Origin of the sequence: Azospira restricta, from assembly GCF_016858125.1 — a bacterium.
In the GTDB taxonomy this organism is placed as follows: Bacteria; Pseudomonadota; Gammaproteobacteria; order Burkholderiales; family Rhodocyclaceae; genus Proximibacter; species Proximibacter restrictus.
Window position 1 is genome coordinate 2767804 of the sequence record NZ_CP064781.1, and the last position, 15625, is coordinate 2783428.

At 67.9% G+C, this 15625-nt stretch carries 16 protein-coding genes; 7 read left to right on the plus strand and 9 right to left on the minus strand.

The features are described from left to right. Positions 1-3 precede the first annotated feature (3 nt). Positions 4-381, minus strand: a complete 378-nt coding sequence (locus tag IWH25_RS13345) for a Rid family detoxifying hydrolase (RefSeq protein WP_203386279.1) — start codon at positions 379-381, stop codon at positions 4-6. 58 nt (positions 382-439) lie between these two features. Then, positions 440-1696, minus strand: a complete 1257-nt coding sequence (locus IWH25_RS13350) for a D-amino acid dehydrogenase (protein ID WP_203386280.1) — start codon at positions 1694-1696, stop codon at positions 440-442. A 272-nt stretch (positions 1697-1968) separates the two neighbouring features. On the opposite strand from IWH25_RS13350, the gene IWH25_RS13355 reads away from it, so the two are divergent. Further along, positions 1969-3516 (plus strand): sigma-54-dependent transcriptional regulator, encoded by a 1548-nt coding sequence (locus tag IWH25_RS13355; RefSeq protein ID WP_203386281.1) that lies wholly within the window; start codon positions 1969-1971, stop codon positions 3514-3516. Between the two features lie 127 nt (positions 3517-3643). Here IWH25_RS13355 and IWH25_RS13360 read toward each other — a convergent pair whose 3' ends face one another. The 4 genes from IWH25_RS13360 to IWH25_RS13375 are packed head-to-tail and all read right to left on the minus strand — an operon-like array spanning position 3644 to position 7464. Beyond that, on the minus strand, positions 3644-5317 hold the full coding sequence (locus IWH25_RS13360; RefSeq protein WP_203386282.1) for a cation acetate symporter: 1674 nt from the start codon (positions 5315-5317) through the stop codon (positions 3644-3646). Continuing rightward, positions 5314-5625, minus strand: coding sequence for a DUF485 domain-containing protein (locus IWH25_RS13365; RefSeq protein WP_203386283.1), 312 nt, complete (start codon positions 5623-5625; stop codon positions 5314-5316). Before IWH25_RS13365 ends, IWH25_RS13360 begins: the two co-directional genes overlap by 4 nt. A gap of 49 nt (positions 5626-5674) precedes the next feature. Then, positions 5675-6139, minus strand: coding sequence for a MaoC family dehydratase (locus IWH25_RS13370; protein WP_203386284.1), 465 nt, complete (start codon positions 6137-6139; stop codon positions 5675-5677). 29 nt (positions 6140-6168) lie between these two features. Further along, positions 6169-7464: an acetyl-CoA hydrolase/transferase family protein gene (locus IWH25_RS13375; protein WP_203386285.1), complete on the minus strand. Its 1296-nt coding sequence runs from the start codon at positions 7462-7464 to the stop codon at positions 6169-6171. Between the two features lie 374 nt (positions 7465-7838). Between IWH25_RS13375 and IWH25_RS13380 the strand changes: the two genes are divergently transcribed. The 4 genes from IWH25_RS13380 (at position 7839) to IWH25_RS19220 (ending at position 11760) form a co-directional block, all read left to right on the plus strand. After that, positions 7839-9890, plus strand: a complete 2052-nt coding sequence (locus IWH25_RS13380; RefSeq protein ID WP_203386286.1) for a PAS-domain containing protein — start codon at positions 7839-7841, stop codon at positions 9888-9890. After that, a complete protein-coding gene (locus tag IWH25_RS13385) occupies positions 9887-10624 on the plus strand; it encodes a response regulator transcription factor (protein ID WP_203386287.1) in 738 nt (245 codons plus the stop codon). The genes IWH25_RS13380 and IWH25_RS13385 overlap by 4 nt, the downstream gene beginning before the upstream one ends. Positions 10625-10949: 325 nt before the next feature. Beyond that, the gene (gene phaP, locus IWH25_RS13390; protein ID WP_203386288.1) at positions 10950-11441 is read left to right on the plus strand and encodes a TIGR01841 family phasin; all 492 of its coding nucleotides are present in this window, start codon (positions 10950-10952) and stop codon (positions 11439-11441) included. Positions 11442-11634: 193 nt separating this feature from the next. After that, positions 11635-11760 carry a hypothetical protein gene (locus IWH25_RS19220; RefSeq protein WP_275403813.1) on the plus strand — a complete coding sequence of 42 codons (126 nt, stop codon included), beginning with the start codon at positions 11635-11637 and terminating at the stop codon, positions 11758-11760. Positions 11761-11847: 87 nt separating this feature from the next. Here the strand turns inward: IWH25_RS19220 and IWH25_RS13395 are convergent, their stop codons facing one another. The 3 genes from IWH25_RS13395 to IWH25_RS13405 all read right to left on the minus strand — a co-directional run bounded on the left by IWH25_RS13395 (position 11848) and on the right by IWH25_RS13405 (position 14042). Beyond that, on the minus strand, positions 11848-12270 hold the full coding sequence (locus IWH25_RS13395) for an ACT domain-containing protein (protein WP_203386289.1): 423 nt from the start codon (positions 12268-12270) through the stop codon (positions 11848-11850). Between the two features lie 131 nt (positions 12271-12401). Further along, positions 12402-13178 (minus strand): enoyl-CoA hydratase, encoded by a 777-nt coding sequence (locus IWH25_RS13400; protein WP_203386290.1) that lies wholly within the window; start codon positions 13176-13178, stop codon positions 12402-12404. A 15-nt stretch (positions 13179-13193) separates the two neighbouring features. After that, a complete protein-coding gene (locus IWH25_RS13405) occupies positions 13194-14042 on the minus strand; it encodes a 3-hydroxybutyryl-CoA dehydrogenase (protein WP_203386291.1) in 849 nt (282 codons plus the stop codon). Between the two features lie 184 nt (positions 14043-14226). On the opposite strand from IWH25_RS13405, the gene IWH25_RS19225 reads away from it, so the two are divergent. Then, the gene (locus IWH25_RS19225; RefSeq protein WP_275403814.1) at positions 14227-14355 is read left to right on the plus strand and encodes a hypothetical protein; all 129 of its coding nucleotides are present in this window, start codon (positions 14227-14229) and stop codon (positions 14353-14355) included. A gap of 64 nt (positions 14356-14419) precedes the next feature. Continuing rightward, positions 14420-15613 (plus strand): radical SAM/SPASM domain-containing protein, encoded by a 1194-nt coding sequence (locus tag IWH25_RS13410; protein ID WP_238998900.1) that lies wholly within the window; start codon positions 14420-14422, stop codon positions 15611-15613. Positions 15614-15625: the final 12 nt, after the last annotated feature.

Genomic DNA, 15625 nt, shown 5'->3' on the forward strand with positions numbered 1-15625 from the left:
CGCTCAGCGCGCCAGACGGGCGACGGCGCTGATCTCGACGCGGGCGCCGGTCGGCAGCGCGGCGACCTGGACCGTGGTGCGCGCCGGCAGCTGGCTGCCGAAGCGGGTGGCGTAGACGGCGTTCATCGCCGCGAACTCGGCGAGGTCGGTCAGATAGACGGTGGTCGACACCACCGCGGACAGGCCGAGGCCGCGGCTCGCCAGGATCGCTTCGAGGTTGTCGAGCACCTGCCCGGTCTGCCGCGCGATGTCGCCGTCGACCTTCTCGCCGGCGGCGGTGAGCGGGATCTGGCCGGAGGTGAACAGCCAGCCGTCGCTGGCCACCGCCTGCGAATACGGACCGATCGCCGCCGGCGCGTCCTTGGTTGCCACGAATTCCATCGTCTTGTCTCCTGTAGTGGTGATGGTGGGTGCTGCCTGGGATGCTGCGGGGCGCCGCCTACGCGTGGTAGCGGGCGACGCCGAGGTCCTCGATGTCGATCTCGGGCGGCCGGCCGCTGATCAGGTCGGCCATCACGCGGCCGGTGCCGGCGGCCATCGTCCAGCCGAGCGTGCCGTGGCCGGTGCTGAGGAAGAGGTTGGGGTAGCGGGTCTTGCCGACGATCGGCGTGCCGTCCGGCGTCATCGGCCGCAGGCCGGTCCAGAACTCGGCGCCGGCGACGTCGCCGCCCTTCGGGAAGAGGTCGCTGACGACGAATTCCAGCGTCTTGCGCCGACTGGCATTGAGGTTCAGGTCGTAGCCCGAGAGCTGCGCCGTGCCGCCGACGCGGATGCGGTCGCCGAGGCGGGTGACGGCGACCTTGTGCGTCTCGTCCATGATCGTCGATTCGGGCGCCTTGGCGGCGTCGCTGATCGGCACCGTCAGCGAGAAGCCCTTCACCGGATAGACCGGGATGTCGATGCCGAGCGGCTTCAGGAGCTGCGGCGAGTAGCTGCCGAGCGCCAGGATGTAGCGGTCGGCGGTGAGCGTGCCGGCGTCGGTGCGGACGCCGGTGATCTGTTCGCCGTCGCCGTCGATGCCGCGGATCGTCGTGCCGAAGCGGAAGTCGACGCCGAGATCCTCGGCCAGCTTCGCCAGGTTCTGCGTGAACTTGAAGCAGTCGCCGGTCTCGTCGCCGGGCAGGCGCAGCGCGCCGACGAACTTCTCCCTGACCTCGGCCAGGGCCGGCTCGTACTCGAGGTAGCCGTCGCGGTCGAGCACCTGGAAGGGCACGCCGTACTCGCGCAGGATCTCGGTGTCCTTGCCGACGCCGTCGAGCTGCTTCTGCGTGCGGAACAGCTGCAGCGTGCCCCGCGTCCGCTCGTCGTAGGCGATGCCGGTGTCGGCGCGCAGTTCCCTCAGGCAGTCGCGGCTGTACTCGGCGAGGCGGACCATGCGGCTCTTGTTCAGCTTGTAGCGGTGCTCGGTGCAGTTGCGCAGCATCGAGAAGCCCCAGCGCCACATCGCCGGGTCGAGCATCGGCTTGATCACCAGCGGGCTGTGCTGCATCAGCATCCACTTGATCGCCTTCACCGGCACGCCGGGGCCGGCCCACGGCGCCGAGTAGCCGGGCGAGACTTCGCCGGCGTTGGCGTAGCTGGTTTCCAGCGCCGGGCCGGGCTGCCGGTCGATGACGGTGACCTGGTGCCCGGCACGGGCGAGGTAGTAGGCCATCGTCGTGCCGATGACGCCGCTGCCGAGGATGAGGACATGCATGATCTGGTTTCCTTGCTCTGGTTGCGATGGGCCGCTGTGACGGCCGGGGTCTCGACGCTCCCTTAGCAGGCGCCATGCCAAGCGGAAAAGTTGCAAATAAACAATGGCTTGCAGATATTCGGCCGGCGCGGCGAGGGGATTGTGTAGCGAAATCGTTCCAACAACGCCCGCGCGGGGCCCCGGTATTCGTCGAAAATCTCGGCGAGACAGGCGATCGCAGTGCGTGTATCGTTACCGTTACGTCGTAACGAATTCGCAACAAGAGGCCGCCGATGCGCATCAACGTCCTGTTTTCCGACCGCGTGGGGATCGCGCAGGAGATCCTGTCCGCGCTCGCGGCGCGTTCGCTGAACGTCACCGCGGTCGAGGTCGAGCCGCCGAACATCTACATCGAGGCGCCGGAGCTGACGCCCGCCGACCTGAGCGAGCTCGCCGCGCACCTGATGCGGCAGGTGCGCGGCGTGCGCTCGGTGGACGTGGTCAGCATGCTGCCCGGGGCGCGCCGCCGGCTGTACCTCGACGCGCTGCTCGCGTCGCAGCCCGACCCGGTGTTCGCGGTCGATGCCAAGGGCAGCATCCTCGTCGCCAACGGCGCGGCGATCAGCGCCAGCGGCATGAGCGAGGGCGAGCTGCTGCAGACGACGATGCAGTCGCTGGTCGGCGAACCGGGACTGTTCGACACGCTGATCGAGGGCGGCCACCACCTGCCGGTGCGCGAAATCGAACTCGCCGGCGAGCTGTACATGCTGGAGACGATGCCGCTGCACGAGGCCGGCGGCGACGTCGCCGGCGCGGTGCTGACGCTGCATGCGCCGAGCCGCATCGGCGAGCGCCTGAGCGCGCTGCAGAACTACGACGCCGGCGGCTTCGAGACGATCGTCGGCAGCTCGCCGGAAATCGAGCAGGTACGGCAGCGCGCGGCGCGCATGGCGCAGGTCGACGCGCCGATCCTGATCACCGGCGAAACCGGCACCGGCAAGGAGCTGCTGGCGCACGCCTGCCACGCCGCCAGCCCGCGCAGCGCGCAGCCCTTCTTCGCGCTGAACTGCGCCGCGCTGCCGGAGAGCTTGGCCGAGAGCGAGCTCTTCGGCTACGCGCCGGGCGCCTTCACCGGCGCGCTGCGCAGCGGCAAGCCGGACCTGCTCGAACTGGCCGACCGCGGCACGGTATTCCTCGACGAGATCGGCGAGATGTCGCCCTACCTGCAGGCCAAGCTGCTGCGCTTCCTCGCCGACGGCAGCTTCCGCCGCGTCGGCGGCGACCGCGAGCTGAAGGTCGACGTCCGCATCATCTGCGCCACCCACCGCGCGCTGGAGGAGATGGCGGCGCGCGGCGACTTCCGTCAGGACCTGCTGTTCCGCATCAACGTGCTCAACCTGCGCATGCCGGCGCTGCGCGAACGGCCGGGCGACATCCTGCCGCTGGCGCAGCTGTTCGTCGCGCGCGCCAGCGCCCAGGCCGGGCGGCCGAAGATGCGGCTGTCGCAGGGCGCCTGCGCGGCGCTGCTGGCGAACCCGTGGATCGGCAACGTGCGCGAGCTGCAGAACGTCGTCTTCCGCGCGGTGACGATGAGCGAGCGCACCGTGATCGACGCCGGCGACCTCGAACTGGCGCGCGCGGCCGGACCGGCCGGCGGCGAGGCGGCGGGGGAGGTGACGACGCTGGAGGGGGCCGTCGCCGACTTCGAGCGCGAGCTGCTGACCCGGCTCTACCGCGATTTCCCGTCGACCCGGCGGCTCGCCGCCCGGCTGCAGACCTCGCACACGGCGATCGCGGCGCGGCTGCGGCGCTACGGCATCGGCGATCCGGCGCGGCGCTGAAGCCAATAAAAACGGGAGCCGAAGCTCCCGTTCCGTTGTGCTGCGCCGGAGCGCTGCGGCGCCCGGTTGTCCGTCAGGCTCAGTGCGTCCCCCAGGAGGACTTCTTCGCGATGCGCTTGCGCATCGCTCAGTGCGCCGACGCGGCGGCGGCACCGAGGCCGGTCTGGGCGCGGATGTACTGCTCCTCGAAGGCTTCCGCCTCCTGCTTGGCCTGCGCGCTCTTGTCGGTGACCGAGACCAGCCAGGTGACGAGGAAGGCAGCGCTCATCGAGAACAGCGCCGGGTGGTCGTACGGGAAGATCGCTTCCTTGTAGCCGAGGACCTTGACCCACACCGCCGGCGACAGGATCACCAGGCCGACCGCCGAAGCGAGGCCGGCGATGCCGCCCCACAGCGCGCCGCGCGTGGTCAGGCCCTTCCAGTACATGGACAGGATCAGCACCGGGAAGTTGACCGAGGCGGCGACGCCGAAGGTCAGCGCGACGAGGAAGGCGATGTTCTGGTCCTTGAACAGGATGCCGACGGCGATGGCGACGAGGCCGATGCCGACCGAGGCGATCTTCGACATGCGCATTTCGGAGATCGCGTCGGCCTGGCCCTTCTTGATCACGCGGGCATAGATGTCGTGCGAGATCGCCGAGGCGCCGGCCAGCGCGAGGCCGGAGACCACCGCGAGGATGGTGGCGAAGGCCACCGCCGACAGGAAGCCGAGGAAGATGTCGCCGCCGACCGCCTTGGCGAGGTGCATGACCGGCATGTTGCCGCCGCCGATGATCTTGCCGCCGACCTTGCCGCCTTCGAAGAACTGCGGGTCCTGGCCGACGATGACGACCGCCGAGATGCCGAGCACCGCCACCACGAGGAAGAAGAAGCCGATGAAGCCGGTCGCGTAGAACACCGACTTGCGCGCTTCCTTGGCGTTCGGCACGGTGAAGAAGCGCATCATGATGTGCGGCAGGCCAGCGGTGCCGAAGAGCAGGCCGAGCGACAGCGACACGGCCGACACCGGGTTGGAGAGCAGCGAGCCCGGGCCCATGATCTTGGCGCCTTCCTTGTGCACCGACACCGCCGTCGAGAACATCGTCTCGAAGGAGAAGCCGAACTTGGCGAAGGCCAGCAGCATCAGCATGGTGCCGCCGCCGAGCAGCAGCACGGCCTTGATGATCTGCACCCAGGTGGTGGCGACCATGCCGCCGAAGGTGACGTAGACCATCATCAGGATGCCGACGACGACCACCGCGTAGTTGTACTCCAGCCCGAACAGCAGCTGGATCAGCTGGCCGGCGCCGACCATCTGCACGATCAGGTAGAAACAGACCACCGTCAGCGAGCCGAAGGCGGCGAAGGTGCGGATCTTGCCTTGGTCGAGGCGGTAGGAGGCGATGTCGGCGAAGGTGAACTTGCCGAGGTTGCGCAGGCGTTCGGCCATCAGGAAGAGGATGATCGGCCAGCCGACGAAGAAGCTGATGGTGTAGATGAAGCCGTCGAAGCCTTTCGCGTAGATCAGGCTGGAGAGGCCGAGCAGCGTCGCCGCCGACATGTAGTCGCCGGCGATCGCGAGACCGTTCTGGAAGCCGGTGATGCCGCCGCCGGCGGTGTAGAAGTCGGCCGTCGACTTGGTCTTGTTCGCCGCCCAGTAGGTGATGCCGAGCGTGGACAGCACGAAGGCGATGAACATCGCGATCGCCGAGACGTTGACCGGCTGCTTCTCGACGCCGTCCATGGCGCCGGGTGCGGCAACCGCCGCCGCGGCGAACAGCGCCAGCGCGGCGCCGCCGAGATATTTGGAGAAGCGGTTCATCGCGTCGCCTCCTTCAGCACTTTCTGGGTCAGTTCGTCGAATTCGCCGTTGGCGCGGCGGATGTAGACGCCGGTCAGCAGCCAGGAGCCGATCACCAGCAGCGCGCCGAGCGGCCAGGCGATGGTGATGACGCTATCGCCAAGGGTCTGGTGCAGCAGCGCCGGGTTGAAGGCGACCACCATCATGAAGCTGTAGTACGGCACGAGGACGAACAGCGAGAGCACGAGCGCGAAGCGCGTGCGGCGGGCAACGAGTTCGGCGAACTTCGGGTGCTGCCGGATCCGTTGCTGGACGGAGGGACTGCTCATGACTTCTCCTTCGTTGGTGAAAGTGGAAAGTTGAAAGTTCGAAGCGGATTCAGATCGACTGCATTTCGGAGGGCGGCACCGCCGGCGCCGGGCGGCCGGGGGCGAGCATCGTCGCCTCGCCCTCGATCACCGTCAGCCCGCCGACGCGGCAGACGGTGTCGAGCACGACGCGGCGGCGCTCGGCGGCGACCGACTTGACGGTGACGGTGGCCGTCACCGTGTCGCCGGGGCGCACCGGGGCGCGGAAGGCCAGCGTCTGCCCGAGCTGGATCGCGCCGGGGCCGGGCAGGCGGTTGGCGAGCGTCGCCGAGATCAGGCTGGCCGACAGCATGCCGTGCGCGACGACGCCGCCGAACGGCGTCTCCGCCGCCCAGTCGCGGTCCAGGCAGGCCGGGTTCACGTCGCCGGAAATGCCGGAGAACAGGATGATGTCGGCCTCGGTGATGGTCTTCGAGAAGCTCGCGCTCATCCCCGGCGCGAGCTCGTCGGCGGCGTAGCCGTCGCGGATCTGCATGATTGATGCCTCAGGTTCCGTGGCCGGGCTCAGGCCAGGTTCATTTTCTTCGCCGCCTCGCGCAGCTCGCCGCGGAAGTCCGGGTGGGCGATGCCGATCAGCGCCGCGGCGCGCTGCTTGGCGCTCTTGCCGCGCAGCTGGGCGACGCCGTACTCGGTGACGACGTAGTTGATGTCGTTCTTGCTGGTCGTCACGTGCGTGCCGGCGGAGAGCGTCGGCACGATGCGCGAGATGCTGTTCTCCTTGGCGGTCGAGGGCAGCACGATGAAGGCCTTGCCGCCGTTCGAACGGTTCGCCGCGCGCACGAAATCGGCCTGGCCGCCGGTGCCGGAGTAGGGCTTGAAGCCGAGGCTTTCCGAGCCGCACTGGCCGAGCAGGTCGATCTGCATGGTCGCGTTGATCGCGTGCAGGTTGTCGTTCTGGCCGGCGAGGTAGGGGTCGTTGGTGAAATCGACCGGGTGCATCTCGAGCGCCGGGTTGCGGTGCATGAACTGGTAGAGCTTCTTCGAGCCGAGCGCGAAGGTCGCCAGCATCTTGCCCGGGTGGTAGTTCTTCTTGCGGTTGGTGACGACGCCGGCCTCGACCAGGGTCATGATGCCGTCGCCGACCATCTCGGTATGGACGCCGAGGTCGTGTTTGTCGGTGAGCTGCATGACCACCGCGTCGGGGATGCCGCCGTAGCCGATCTGCAGCGTCGCGCCGTTGGGGATCAGCTCGGCGACGTACTTGCCGATCGCCTCCTGCACCGGGCCGATCTTCGGCAGGCCGACTTCGAGAACCGGCTCGTCGCTCTCGACCAGCGCCGCGACCTGCGAGATGTGCACGTGGCAGTCGCCGTTGGCGAACGGCACGTTCGGGTTCACCTCGAGGACGATCGCGCGCGCCTTGCCGACCGCGGCCATCGTGTAGTCGGCGCCGAGCGACAGCGAGAAGTAGCCGTGCTCGTCCATCGGCGAGGCCATGCTGAAGACGACGTTGGCCGGGATCAGGTCGCGCTTGATCAGCGCCGGGATTTCCGAGAAGTAGTTCGGGATGAAGTCGATCCAGCCCTCCTGGCCGCCCGGGCGCGAGGCGCCGCCGTAGAAGTAGGCGGTGTGGCGGACGTGCTCGGCGGTTTCCGGGTCGAAGTAGCCGTACTTCCTGAGCGGCAGGATCTGCACCACCTCGACGCCACGGAAGTCGCGGCGCTGCTCGGAGAGGGCGGTGAGCAGCGCCGGCGGCTCGCCGACCCCGGTCGGGACGACGATGGTGTCGCCGTTCTGCACCTGGCGCACGGCGTCGGCCGCGCTCGTTTTCTTTTGCTGGTAGAGGGATTGGATGGACATGTGCCGCGCTCCTTTGTTGCAAGTCTCGATGCCGGACCGGGGAGCGCGCCCGGCCCGCCGCCCGCTCTGCGCGCGTGCGGTCGCCGCCGGCAAGAAGGTCGCGCGGCGGCGAGGGCCAGGGTGTCTCCTCGGCGTCTTTCCCCGTCGGGGGAGTGCTGTTCTGCTTTTCTGGTCCTGGTCTCTCGGTCCGCGCGGGAGAGTTCCCCGTCGCGTCATCGTGCCTGTCTGCCCGCAGGCCGGCTGACGCCGCGCCGGACCGGTATCCGGTGTTATGGCTGGCAAGGATGGCAGCAGACCCTTGCACAACTATTCGCGAAACGTAACGAATCGTTACAAGCTGTCGGAGGGGAGGCCGGCTGGCCTAAAATCGCGCCATGATCGAACCCCGCGCGAACGACGACGAATTGCTGCAACTCGCCGCCGAGCGGCATCGCTACGAGATGCTGCAGGTCGGCCTCGACCTGCTCGACCAGGGGCTGACGGTCTTCGACGAGAACCTGAAGATGGTCGCGTGGAACGACACCTTCCTGCGCCTCCTGGGTTTCCCGCGCGAGCTGGCCTTCGTCGGCGCCGACTTCGAGAGCTTCATCCGCTACAACGCCGAGCGCGGCGAGTACGGCCCGGGCGACGTCGATGCGCTGGTCGCCGAACGGGTGAACGCCGCGCGCCGCTTCAGCTCGCACGTGACCGAGCGCGTCCGCCCCGACGGCCGGATCCTGCTCGCCCGCGGCGAACCGCTGCCGCACAAGGGCTTCGTCACGCTGTACACGGACATCACCGAACAGCGCTACATCGACAACCTGCTGCGCCACCAGAACACCGAGCTGGAGGAGCGCGTCGCCCGCCGCACCGCGCAGCTGGAGAACGCCAACGCGGTGCTGTCGCGGGTGAACGAGGAGAAGACGCAGATCGCCCAGGCGCTGAAGCGCAGCGAGGAACGCATCCGCCTGATCACCGACACGATCCCGGCGATGATCGGCTACTTCGACAAGGACGAGGTCTTCCGCTACGCCAACCGCGGCTACGCCGACTGGTTCGGCGTCGCCGTCGAGGCCTTCATCGGCCACACGATCTGCGCGGTGGTCGGCGAGACCGTCTACAACCGCGTCCGCGACAACGTGCGGCTGGCGCTGACCGGCCGCCAGGTGACCTACGAGTACCTGATCGAGCGCCAGGGCCGGCCGATGACCGCGCGCAGCACGCTGGTACCGGAGATCGGCGCCGACGGCGAGGTGCTCGGCTGCTTCGTCTTCGCCTACGACGTGACCGAGCAGAAGCAGATGCAGCTGACGCTGGTGCAGGCGCAGAAGATGGACGCCATCGGCCAGCTCACCGGCGGCCTCGCGCACGACTTCAACAACCTGCTGACGGTGGTCATCGGCAACCTCGCCGCGCTGCAGGAGCGGCACGGCGACGACGCCGGCATCCGCGAGTTCACCGAGCCGGCGCTGCAGTCGGCGCGCCGCGGCGTGCAGCTGATCCGCCGCCTGCAGACCTTCTCGCGGCAGCAGCCGCTGGAGCCGATGGCGGTGGACATCGCCCGCCTGGTGGTCGAGCTGACGACGCTGATCGAACGCTCGCTGCCGGAATCGATCGCGATCTCGACCGAGCTCGCCGACACGCCGATGCACTGCCTGGTCGACCCCGGCCAGCTGGAAAGCGCGCTGCTCAACTTCGCGCTGAATGCGCGCGACGCGATGCCGGACGGCGGGCGGCTGCGCATCGCCGCGGCGCCGCTGCGGCTTTCCCCGGGGGCGGTGGATACCGCCGAGTTCGGCGTGCCGGCCGGCGACTACATCCGCTTCGAGGTCGCCGACGACGGCTGCGGCATGGACGCGGCGACGCTGGCGCGCGCCTTCGAACCCTTCTTCACGACCAAGCAGCTCGGGCTGGGCAGCGGCCTCGGGCTGGCGATGACGCAGGGCTTCGCGCGCCAGTCCGGCGGCGGCATCCGCATCGCCAGCGCGCCGGGGCAGGGAACGACGGTGCAGCTGGTGCTGCCGCAATGCCAGCCGGAGCTGCCGGCCGCGTCGCCGGAGGGCGACGGCGCCGCCAGCCAGGCCGGCGACCTGGTGCTGCTGGTCGAGGACGATCCGGCGGTGCGCCGCGTCGTCCGCCAGCAGCTGGTCGGGCTCGGCTACGCGGTGATCGAGGCCGACAACGGCGCGCAGGCGCTGCAGCTCGCCGACGCGGTGCCCGACATCGCGCTGGTGCTGACCGACATGGTGATGCCCGGCGGCATCAACGGCCGCCAGCTGATCGAGCTGGTGCGCCAGCGCCGCCCCGGCATCGGCGTCGTGCTGATGAGCGGCTACGCCGAAGGCCTCGGCAACCGCGAGGAGCGCACGCTGCGGGTGCTCGACAAGCCGTTTTCGACCCGCGAGCTGGCCGACGCGCTGCAGCGGGCGCTGAAGGAGGATGCATGAGGAACGCGGGCGAGACGGCGGACGGGGCGAAGCTGGTCGCGCTGGTCGAGGACGACCCGGACGTCGCCCGCATCATCGAGAAGACGCTCGCCGACTTTGCGTTCGCGACCGTCTGGTGTCGCAGCGGCGGCGAGATGCTGCGCCGGCTGCCGAAGCTCCTGCCGGACCTGTGCATCATCGACCTCGGCCTGCCCGACATGGACGGGCTGGAGCTGATGCGCCGACTGCGCGAGACCTCGCCCTGCGGCATTCTGATCCTGACCGGCCGCGGCGATGTCAGCGACCGTGTGATGGGGCTCGAGCTCGGCGCCGACGACTACGTGCTGAAGCCCTTCGAGCCGCGCGAGCTGGTCGCCCGCGTGCGCAGCGTGCTGCGCCGGCGCGAGGCGGCGCCCGGCCCGGCGGGCGGCGGGCAGGCGAGCGTCGCCGAGTTCGCCGGCTGGCGCTTCAACCTCGGCAACAACACGCTGGTCTCGCCGGCGGGAGTCGAGGAATTGCTCAGCACATCGGAAGCGGAACTGCTCAAGGTCTTCGTCGGCAACCCCAACCGCATCCTGCAGCGCGAGCAGCTGATGGGGCAGCGCGACCTGTCGCCGACCGACCGCACGATCGACGTGCGCATCTCGCGGCTGCGCCGCAAGCTCGAGCCGGACCCGCAGAACCCGGTGCTGATCAAGACGGTGTACGGCGCCGGCTACCTGTTCCTGGCGACGGTGAGCTGGTCGGGCGGCTGAACCGCTACGCCTGTTGGTACTGGCCCGCGATTATCTGCAAGCGCCCGACCAAGCCACCGTTCTGATGCACGCCGGAGGGGCGATTCCCGAATTGCTGAGGGCCGACGGATGTACGAGCACAAAGGCCGCAAGGCCGGCGAGCCGCCGTTCCGCTGGCACGGCCCCTCGCACCGGCTATTACAAATAACCGATTGACTCGCCGGGAGAAGGGGGGATACTGGTTTCATTGCTGCACTCCGCAGCATTCCCCCGCCAAGAGCGGACCTCTCGACGCAACGCAAGTCCCCCGCGTCGGATCACGTGCGAAATCCCAAAAGGAAACTTCATGAGCACCAAGCCTCAAAACAATCATGCCGCTCGCCCTGGCGACATGCTCGATACGTTTCTAGCCATCTCCCGAATCTACTTCGCCAGCAGCGAACGCCTTTCCGAACTGGCGCTGGAAGCGGCCCGCAGCTCGGTCGAAGACTGCGTTGCGGCTGCCCGGCTAGGTATTGCGCAGGACGGGCATTTCAACCTGCAAGGATGGCAGTCGGCCTTTGCCCAACCCGCCATCGAGCGTGCGCGCAGCTATACCCGTAGCACCTACGAGATTCTCGTCGGTGCCCAAGCCGATGCCGCCCGGGTATTGGGCCAACGCCTGGCCATGCCGCCGATGCAATTCCCGCTGTCGGACGACTGGATGTCAGCCTTCGATCGTTTCTCTCAAGGCATTCGCGAACTCGCGGCGACCGGTGCAGCCAATGCCGCTGCAGCCGCCAACATCGCCTCGGAAGAGGCGGCCAAGGCCGACGCGCTGGCGCGGAAAGCCGCCTGAAGCAACAAGGCCGCGCTTCTCTACGAAGCCCCGCAACAGCGGGGTTTTTTTCGCTCCTTGGGTGGAGGGAAACGCCTGCGATCATGGCAACCGAAACAATGCCAAGTTTATTTTGGCACCGCCGGTATTCCGGCCCCCATCGGCCTATACTCGAACGTGCCGGCACTTGCCGGCGCCTGTCAGGAGTACCGTCATGGGCAAGCATCGACAAGGCAACAAGGAAGCAAAGAAACCGGCTGCACTGACTCCCAAGGAAAAGAAAGCCGCCAAGGAGGCGAGGAAGCACGCCCACGACGCGCCCCCCTTCCTTCCGCGCTAAAGTGACGGCGCGATCCACTGGCACACCCGGTCCGTCGCTCGTCCTCCGACGAGCTCGTGCGGAGGGGGCTGTTGCCGTTTCCCGGCGTCAGCCGCGTTGCAGGATTTCCATTGCCCTGTTGGCGTCAGCCAGCGAATCGAGCGCGATGTAGGCGACGAACTGCGAACCGATCGCCGAAGCCGACAGGCCGCGCAGGTTGATTCCCGCCGTGGCGAGCTTCTGCGTCAGTTCGGCGCCGAGGCCGGGCTTGTCGCGGCCCATGATGCGCAGCGAATGCAGGCTCTGGGTGACGTTGAAGCCGGCTTGCGCTGCCGCGCTGACTTCCCGGTCGCCCAGCAGCGGCGTCACGAACACCACGCCCTTGCCCGGCGTATCCGGCGCCCGGCGGGCGATGATGAATTGCAGGTCGGCCCCGGCATCCCGCAGCACGGCAAGCACTTCCGCCAGCCCGCCCGGCTTGTCGTTGATCGGCGCCGCCCAGACATCCACGCGTTCCACGAGCAGATCCATGATGAATACCCCCGTCTTTGGAATGGCTATTTCAATCTAGGCCACGTCTTCCGCAAAGCAAGCGGCGACCGGGGGAGAAATGGAGCGGGGGAGGCGGCCCCGCCTTCGGACGAAGGCGGGGGTGTTGCGGCTTACTCGTGCTTGAACGCGGCGGCGCGCTTGTCGACGAAGGCGGCCATGCCTTCCTTCTGGTCGGCGAGCGCGAAGGCGGCGTGGAACTCGCGGCGCTCGAAGAGCAGGCCCTCGTTGAGGCTGCTTTCATAGGCGCGGTTCACGCATTCCTTGATCATCATCACCACCGGCAGCGAGAACGAGGCAATGGTGGCGGCAGCCGCCAGGGTCTCGTCGACCAGCTTGTCGGCCGGCACGACGCGGGCGACCAGGCCCGAACGCTCGGCTTCCTCGGCGCCGATCATGCGCGCGGTGAGGCACATGTCCATCGCCTTCGCCTTGCCGATCGCCCGCGGCAGGCGCTGCGTACCGCCGGCGCCGGGCAGGATGCCGAGCTTGATCTCGGGCTGGCCGAACTTGGCGGTGTCGGCGGCGAAGATCATGTCGCACATCATCGCCAGCTCGCAGCCGCCGCCGAGCGCGAAGCCGGCGACCGCGGCGATGACCGGCTTGCGGCAGGTCTTCACCTTTTCCCAGTTGCGGGTGATGTAGTCGCCCTTGTAGGCGTCCATGTAGCTGAAGTCCTTCATCATCGTGATGTCGGCGCCGGCGGCGAAGGCCTTCTCGGAGCCGGTGATGACGATGCAGCCGATGCCGTCGTCGGCCTCGAAGTCGGCCAGCGCCGCGCCGACTTCGTCCATCAGCCCGTCGCACAGCGCGTTCAGCTGCTTCGGCCGGTTCAGCGTGATCAGGCCGACGCGGTCCTTCTTTTCGGTGAGGATGTAGGTGTATTCCATGCGATGAACCTCCGTTCAGTAGGCGAAGAAGCCGCGGCCGGTCTTGCGGCCGAGGTAGCCGGCCTCGACCATCTCGACGAGCAGCGGGGCGGGGCGGTATTTCGGGTCCTTGAAGCCCTCGAACAGCACCTGCATCACCGCCAGCTGCACGTCGAGGCCGATCAGGTCGGCGAGCGCCAGCGGGCCGATCGGGTGGTTGGCGCCGAGCTTCATCGCCTCGTCGATCTCGGCGGCGGTGGCGAGGCCTTCGCCGAGGGCGAAGATGGCTTCGTTGATCATCGGGCAGAGCAGGCGGTTGACGACGAAGCCCGGGCTGTTCTTCACCTGCACCGGCGTCTTGCCGACCGCGCGCGACAGCTCCTCGGCCAGCGCGTAGGTGGTGTCCGAGGTCTGCAGGCCGCGGATCAGTTCGACCAGCGCCATCATCGGCACCGGGTTGAAGAAGTGCATGCCGATCACCTTGTCGGCGCGCTTGGTCGAGGCGGCGAGCTTGGTGATCGAGATCGACGAGGTGTTCGACGCGAGCACGGTGTCCGGGCCGGCCAGCGCGTCGAGCTGGGCGAAGATCTTCAGCTTGAGGTCGAGGTTCTCGGTGGCGGCCTCGATGATCAGGTCGCAGTCGGCCAACGTCTTCATGTCGGTGGTGGTGGCGATGCGCGCCAGCGCCGCGTCCTTGTCGGCGGCGCTCATCTTTTCCTTCTTGATCAGCCGGTCGAGGCTGCCGCTGATGGTAGCCAGGCCGCGCTGCACCTGCGCTTCGCCGATGTCGCTCATGACCACGTCGATGCCGGCGACGGCAAAGGCCTGGGCGATGCCGTTGCCCATCGTGCCGGCGCCGACGACGCCGATTTTCCGTTTCTGCATGTTTTCGCCTTTCTGTGTGCTGTTCGTTGATCTCGCATGGGCGGGGTTGCGCCCGCGCTTCCATACGCACACGTATGGTATGAGGTCCTGCGAAAAATTGCCAGCCCGTTTAAAACAGCCCGCGTGCGCGAATCTTGATCCAGTTGGATTGACAGGGCCGGGCGCTCGCGTACAGTCGCGCCCCATGCTTTCCCACGCCATCACCCGTCTTCCCGGCCTGCGCCTCGCGGTCGTTCCGCGCTCGGCGCCGGGCTGGCTACGCTTCGGCGTCACGGCGCTGCCGAAGACCGCGCCGCCGCTTCCTGCCTGCTGATTCCCTTCGTTTTTCTGCCGTGCCGCGAGCGCGGCAGCGTCATCTTTTCAGACAGGAACCGATCATGTCCGCAACCCCCATCACCTTCGCTCCCGCCGGCCAGTCGCGCGTCGTGCCGCGCATTGACCGGATTTCCGACCCCGACCCGATCGTCGGCGACCGCGTCGAGCTGCAGTTGCTGACGACGCTCAAGTGCAACCTGAAATGCACCTATTGCTCGCTCGGCGTCGGCGAGGTCCTCGGCTCGCAGAACGAGCTCGAATACGACATCGACCAGCTCGCCGCCTTCGTCGACAAGCATCTGGCCGGCAAGGAGGTCTACGTTACCTTCTACGGCGGCGAGCCGACGCTGAACCGGAAGATGATGGAGGAGGTGATGCGCCGCTTCCCGCACTTCCGCTTCCAGCTGCAGACCAACGGCACGCTGCTCGACGACCTGCCGGACTGGATGCTGGCGCGGCTCTCCAACGTGCTGGTGTCGATCGACGGCGGCGAGGCGACCACCGACGGCTACCGCGGCAAGGGCATCTACCGCCAGGTGATCCGCAACATCGGGCTGGTCCGCGACAAGATCGGCGGCACCGTCACTGCCCGCGTCACCTGGGGCAACCCGGCCACGAGCTTCGAGGAGCTCGACGAACTGGCGACCAGCGAGGCCTTCGACTACCTCTACTGGCAGTTCGTCGCCGACGAGATGTACGCCGGCGATTCGGTGGACAAGCGCAAGGCGGTGCTGGTCAAGCTGATCGAGCGCTTTTTCGCGGACAGCGACACGCTCTACCCAGTGGTGCCGCTGATGGGCATCGTGCGCAACAAGGTGCTGCCGAACCGGGGCCGCGAGCTGTACGCCGGCCTGACGCAGTGCCGCGTGTCGACGCACCTGATCAACGTCATGCCGAACGGCCAGATCTACCCCTGCCCGGACATGATGTACGCGCACCACATGCAGATGGGCGAGATCCAGGGCAACTGGCTGAAGAAGAGCCCGCTGCAGCCGACCCCGGAGATGCCGTGCGAAAGCTGCGAGGCGTTCTCGTGGTGTCGTCGCAACTGCATGAAGAACCTCTACCTCGGCTACGTGAAGAACGACCTGCGCTACCGCGGCAACGTCGTCGAACCGATCTGCGAGCTGCTCAAGTTCATCGGCCGCGAGGTCGACCGGCACGACCCGCAGGCCTGGTTCGCCAGGCTGCCGGTGCCGGCCCGCCAGCGCCTGGTCGAGGCCGAGGTGTACGACTACGTGGAAATCATGCCCTGAGGGAAGGCGCGG

Excerpts from the sequence above, each read along its gene's own strand:
- IWH25_RS13355 (WP_203386281.1), top strand. The coding sequence starts at position 1,969 with ATGCGCATCAACGTCCTGTTTTCCGACCGCGTGGGGATCGCGCAGGAG.
- IWH25_RS13410 (WP_238998900.1), top strand. The coding sequence starts at position 14,420 with ATGTCCGCAACCCCCATCACCTTCGCTCCCGCCGGCCAGTCGCGCGTC.
- IWH25_RS13395 (WP_203386289.1), bottom strand. The coding sequence starts at position 12,270 with ATGGATCTGCTCGTGGAACGCGTGGATGTCTGGGCGGCGCCGATCAAC.
- IWH25_RS13365 (WP_203386283.1), bottom strand. The coding sequence starts at position 5,625 with ATGAGCAGTCCCTCCGTCCAGCAACGGATCCGGCAGCACCCGAAGTTC.
- IWH25_RS13370 (WP_203386284.1), bottom strand. The coding sequence starts at position 6,139 with ATGCAGATCCGCGACGGCTACGCCGCCGACGAGCTCGCGCCGGGGATG.
- IWH25_RS13375 (WP_203386285.1), bottom strand. The coding sequence starts at position 7,464 with ATGTCCATCCAATCCCTCTACCAGCAAAAGAAAACGAGCGCGGCCGAC.
- IWH25_RS13400 (WP_203386290.1), bottom strand. The coding sequence starts at position 13,178 with ATGGAATACACCTACATCCTCACCGAAAAGAAGGACCGCGTCGGCCTG.
- IWH25_RS19220 (WP_275403813.1), top strand. The coding sequence starts at position 11,635 with ATGGGCAAGCATCGACAAGGCAACAAGGAAGCAAAGAAACCGGCTGCA.
- IWH25_RS13360 (WP_203386282.1), bottom strand. The coding sequence starts at position 5,317 with ATGAACCGCTTCTCCAAATATCTCGGCGGCGCCGCGCTGGCGCTGTTC.
- IWH25_RS19225 (WP_275403814.1), top strand. The coding sequence starts at position 14,227 with ATGCTTTCCCACGCCATCACCCGTCTTCCCGGCCTGCGCCTCGCGGTC.
- IWH25_RS13345 (WP_203386279.1), bottom strand. The coding sequence starts at position 381 with ATGGAATTCGTGGCAACCAAGGACGCGCCGGCGGCGATCGGTCCGTAT.
- phaP (WP_203386288.1), top strand. The coding sequence starts at position 10,950 with ATGAGCACCAAGCCTCAAAACAATCATGCCGCTCGCCCTGGCGACATG.
- IWH25_RS13385 (WP_203386287.1), top strand. The coding sequence starts at position 9,887 with ATGAGGAACGCGGGCGAGACGGCGGACGGGGCGAAGCTGGTCGCGCTG.
- IWH25_RS13405 (WP_203386291.1), bottom strand. The coding sequence starts at position 14,042 with ATGCAGAAACGGAAAATCGGCGTCGTCGGCGCCGGCACGATGGGCAAC.
- IWH25_RS13380 (WP_203386286.1), top strand. The coding sequence starts at position 7,839 with ATGATCGAACCCCGCGCGAACGACGACGAATTGCTGCAACTCGCCGCC.
- IWH25_RS13350 (WP_203386280.1), bottom strand. The coding sequence starts at position 1,696 with ATGCATGTCCTCATCCTCGGCAGCGGCGTCATCGGCACGACGATGGCC.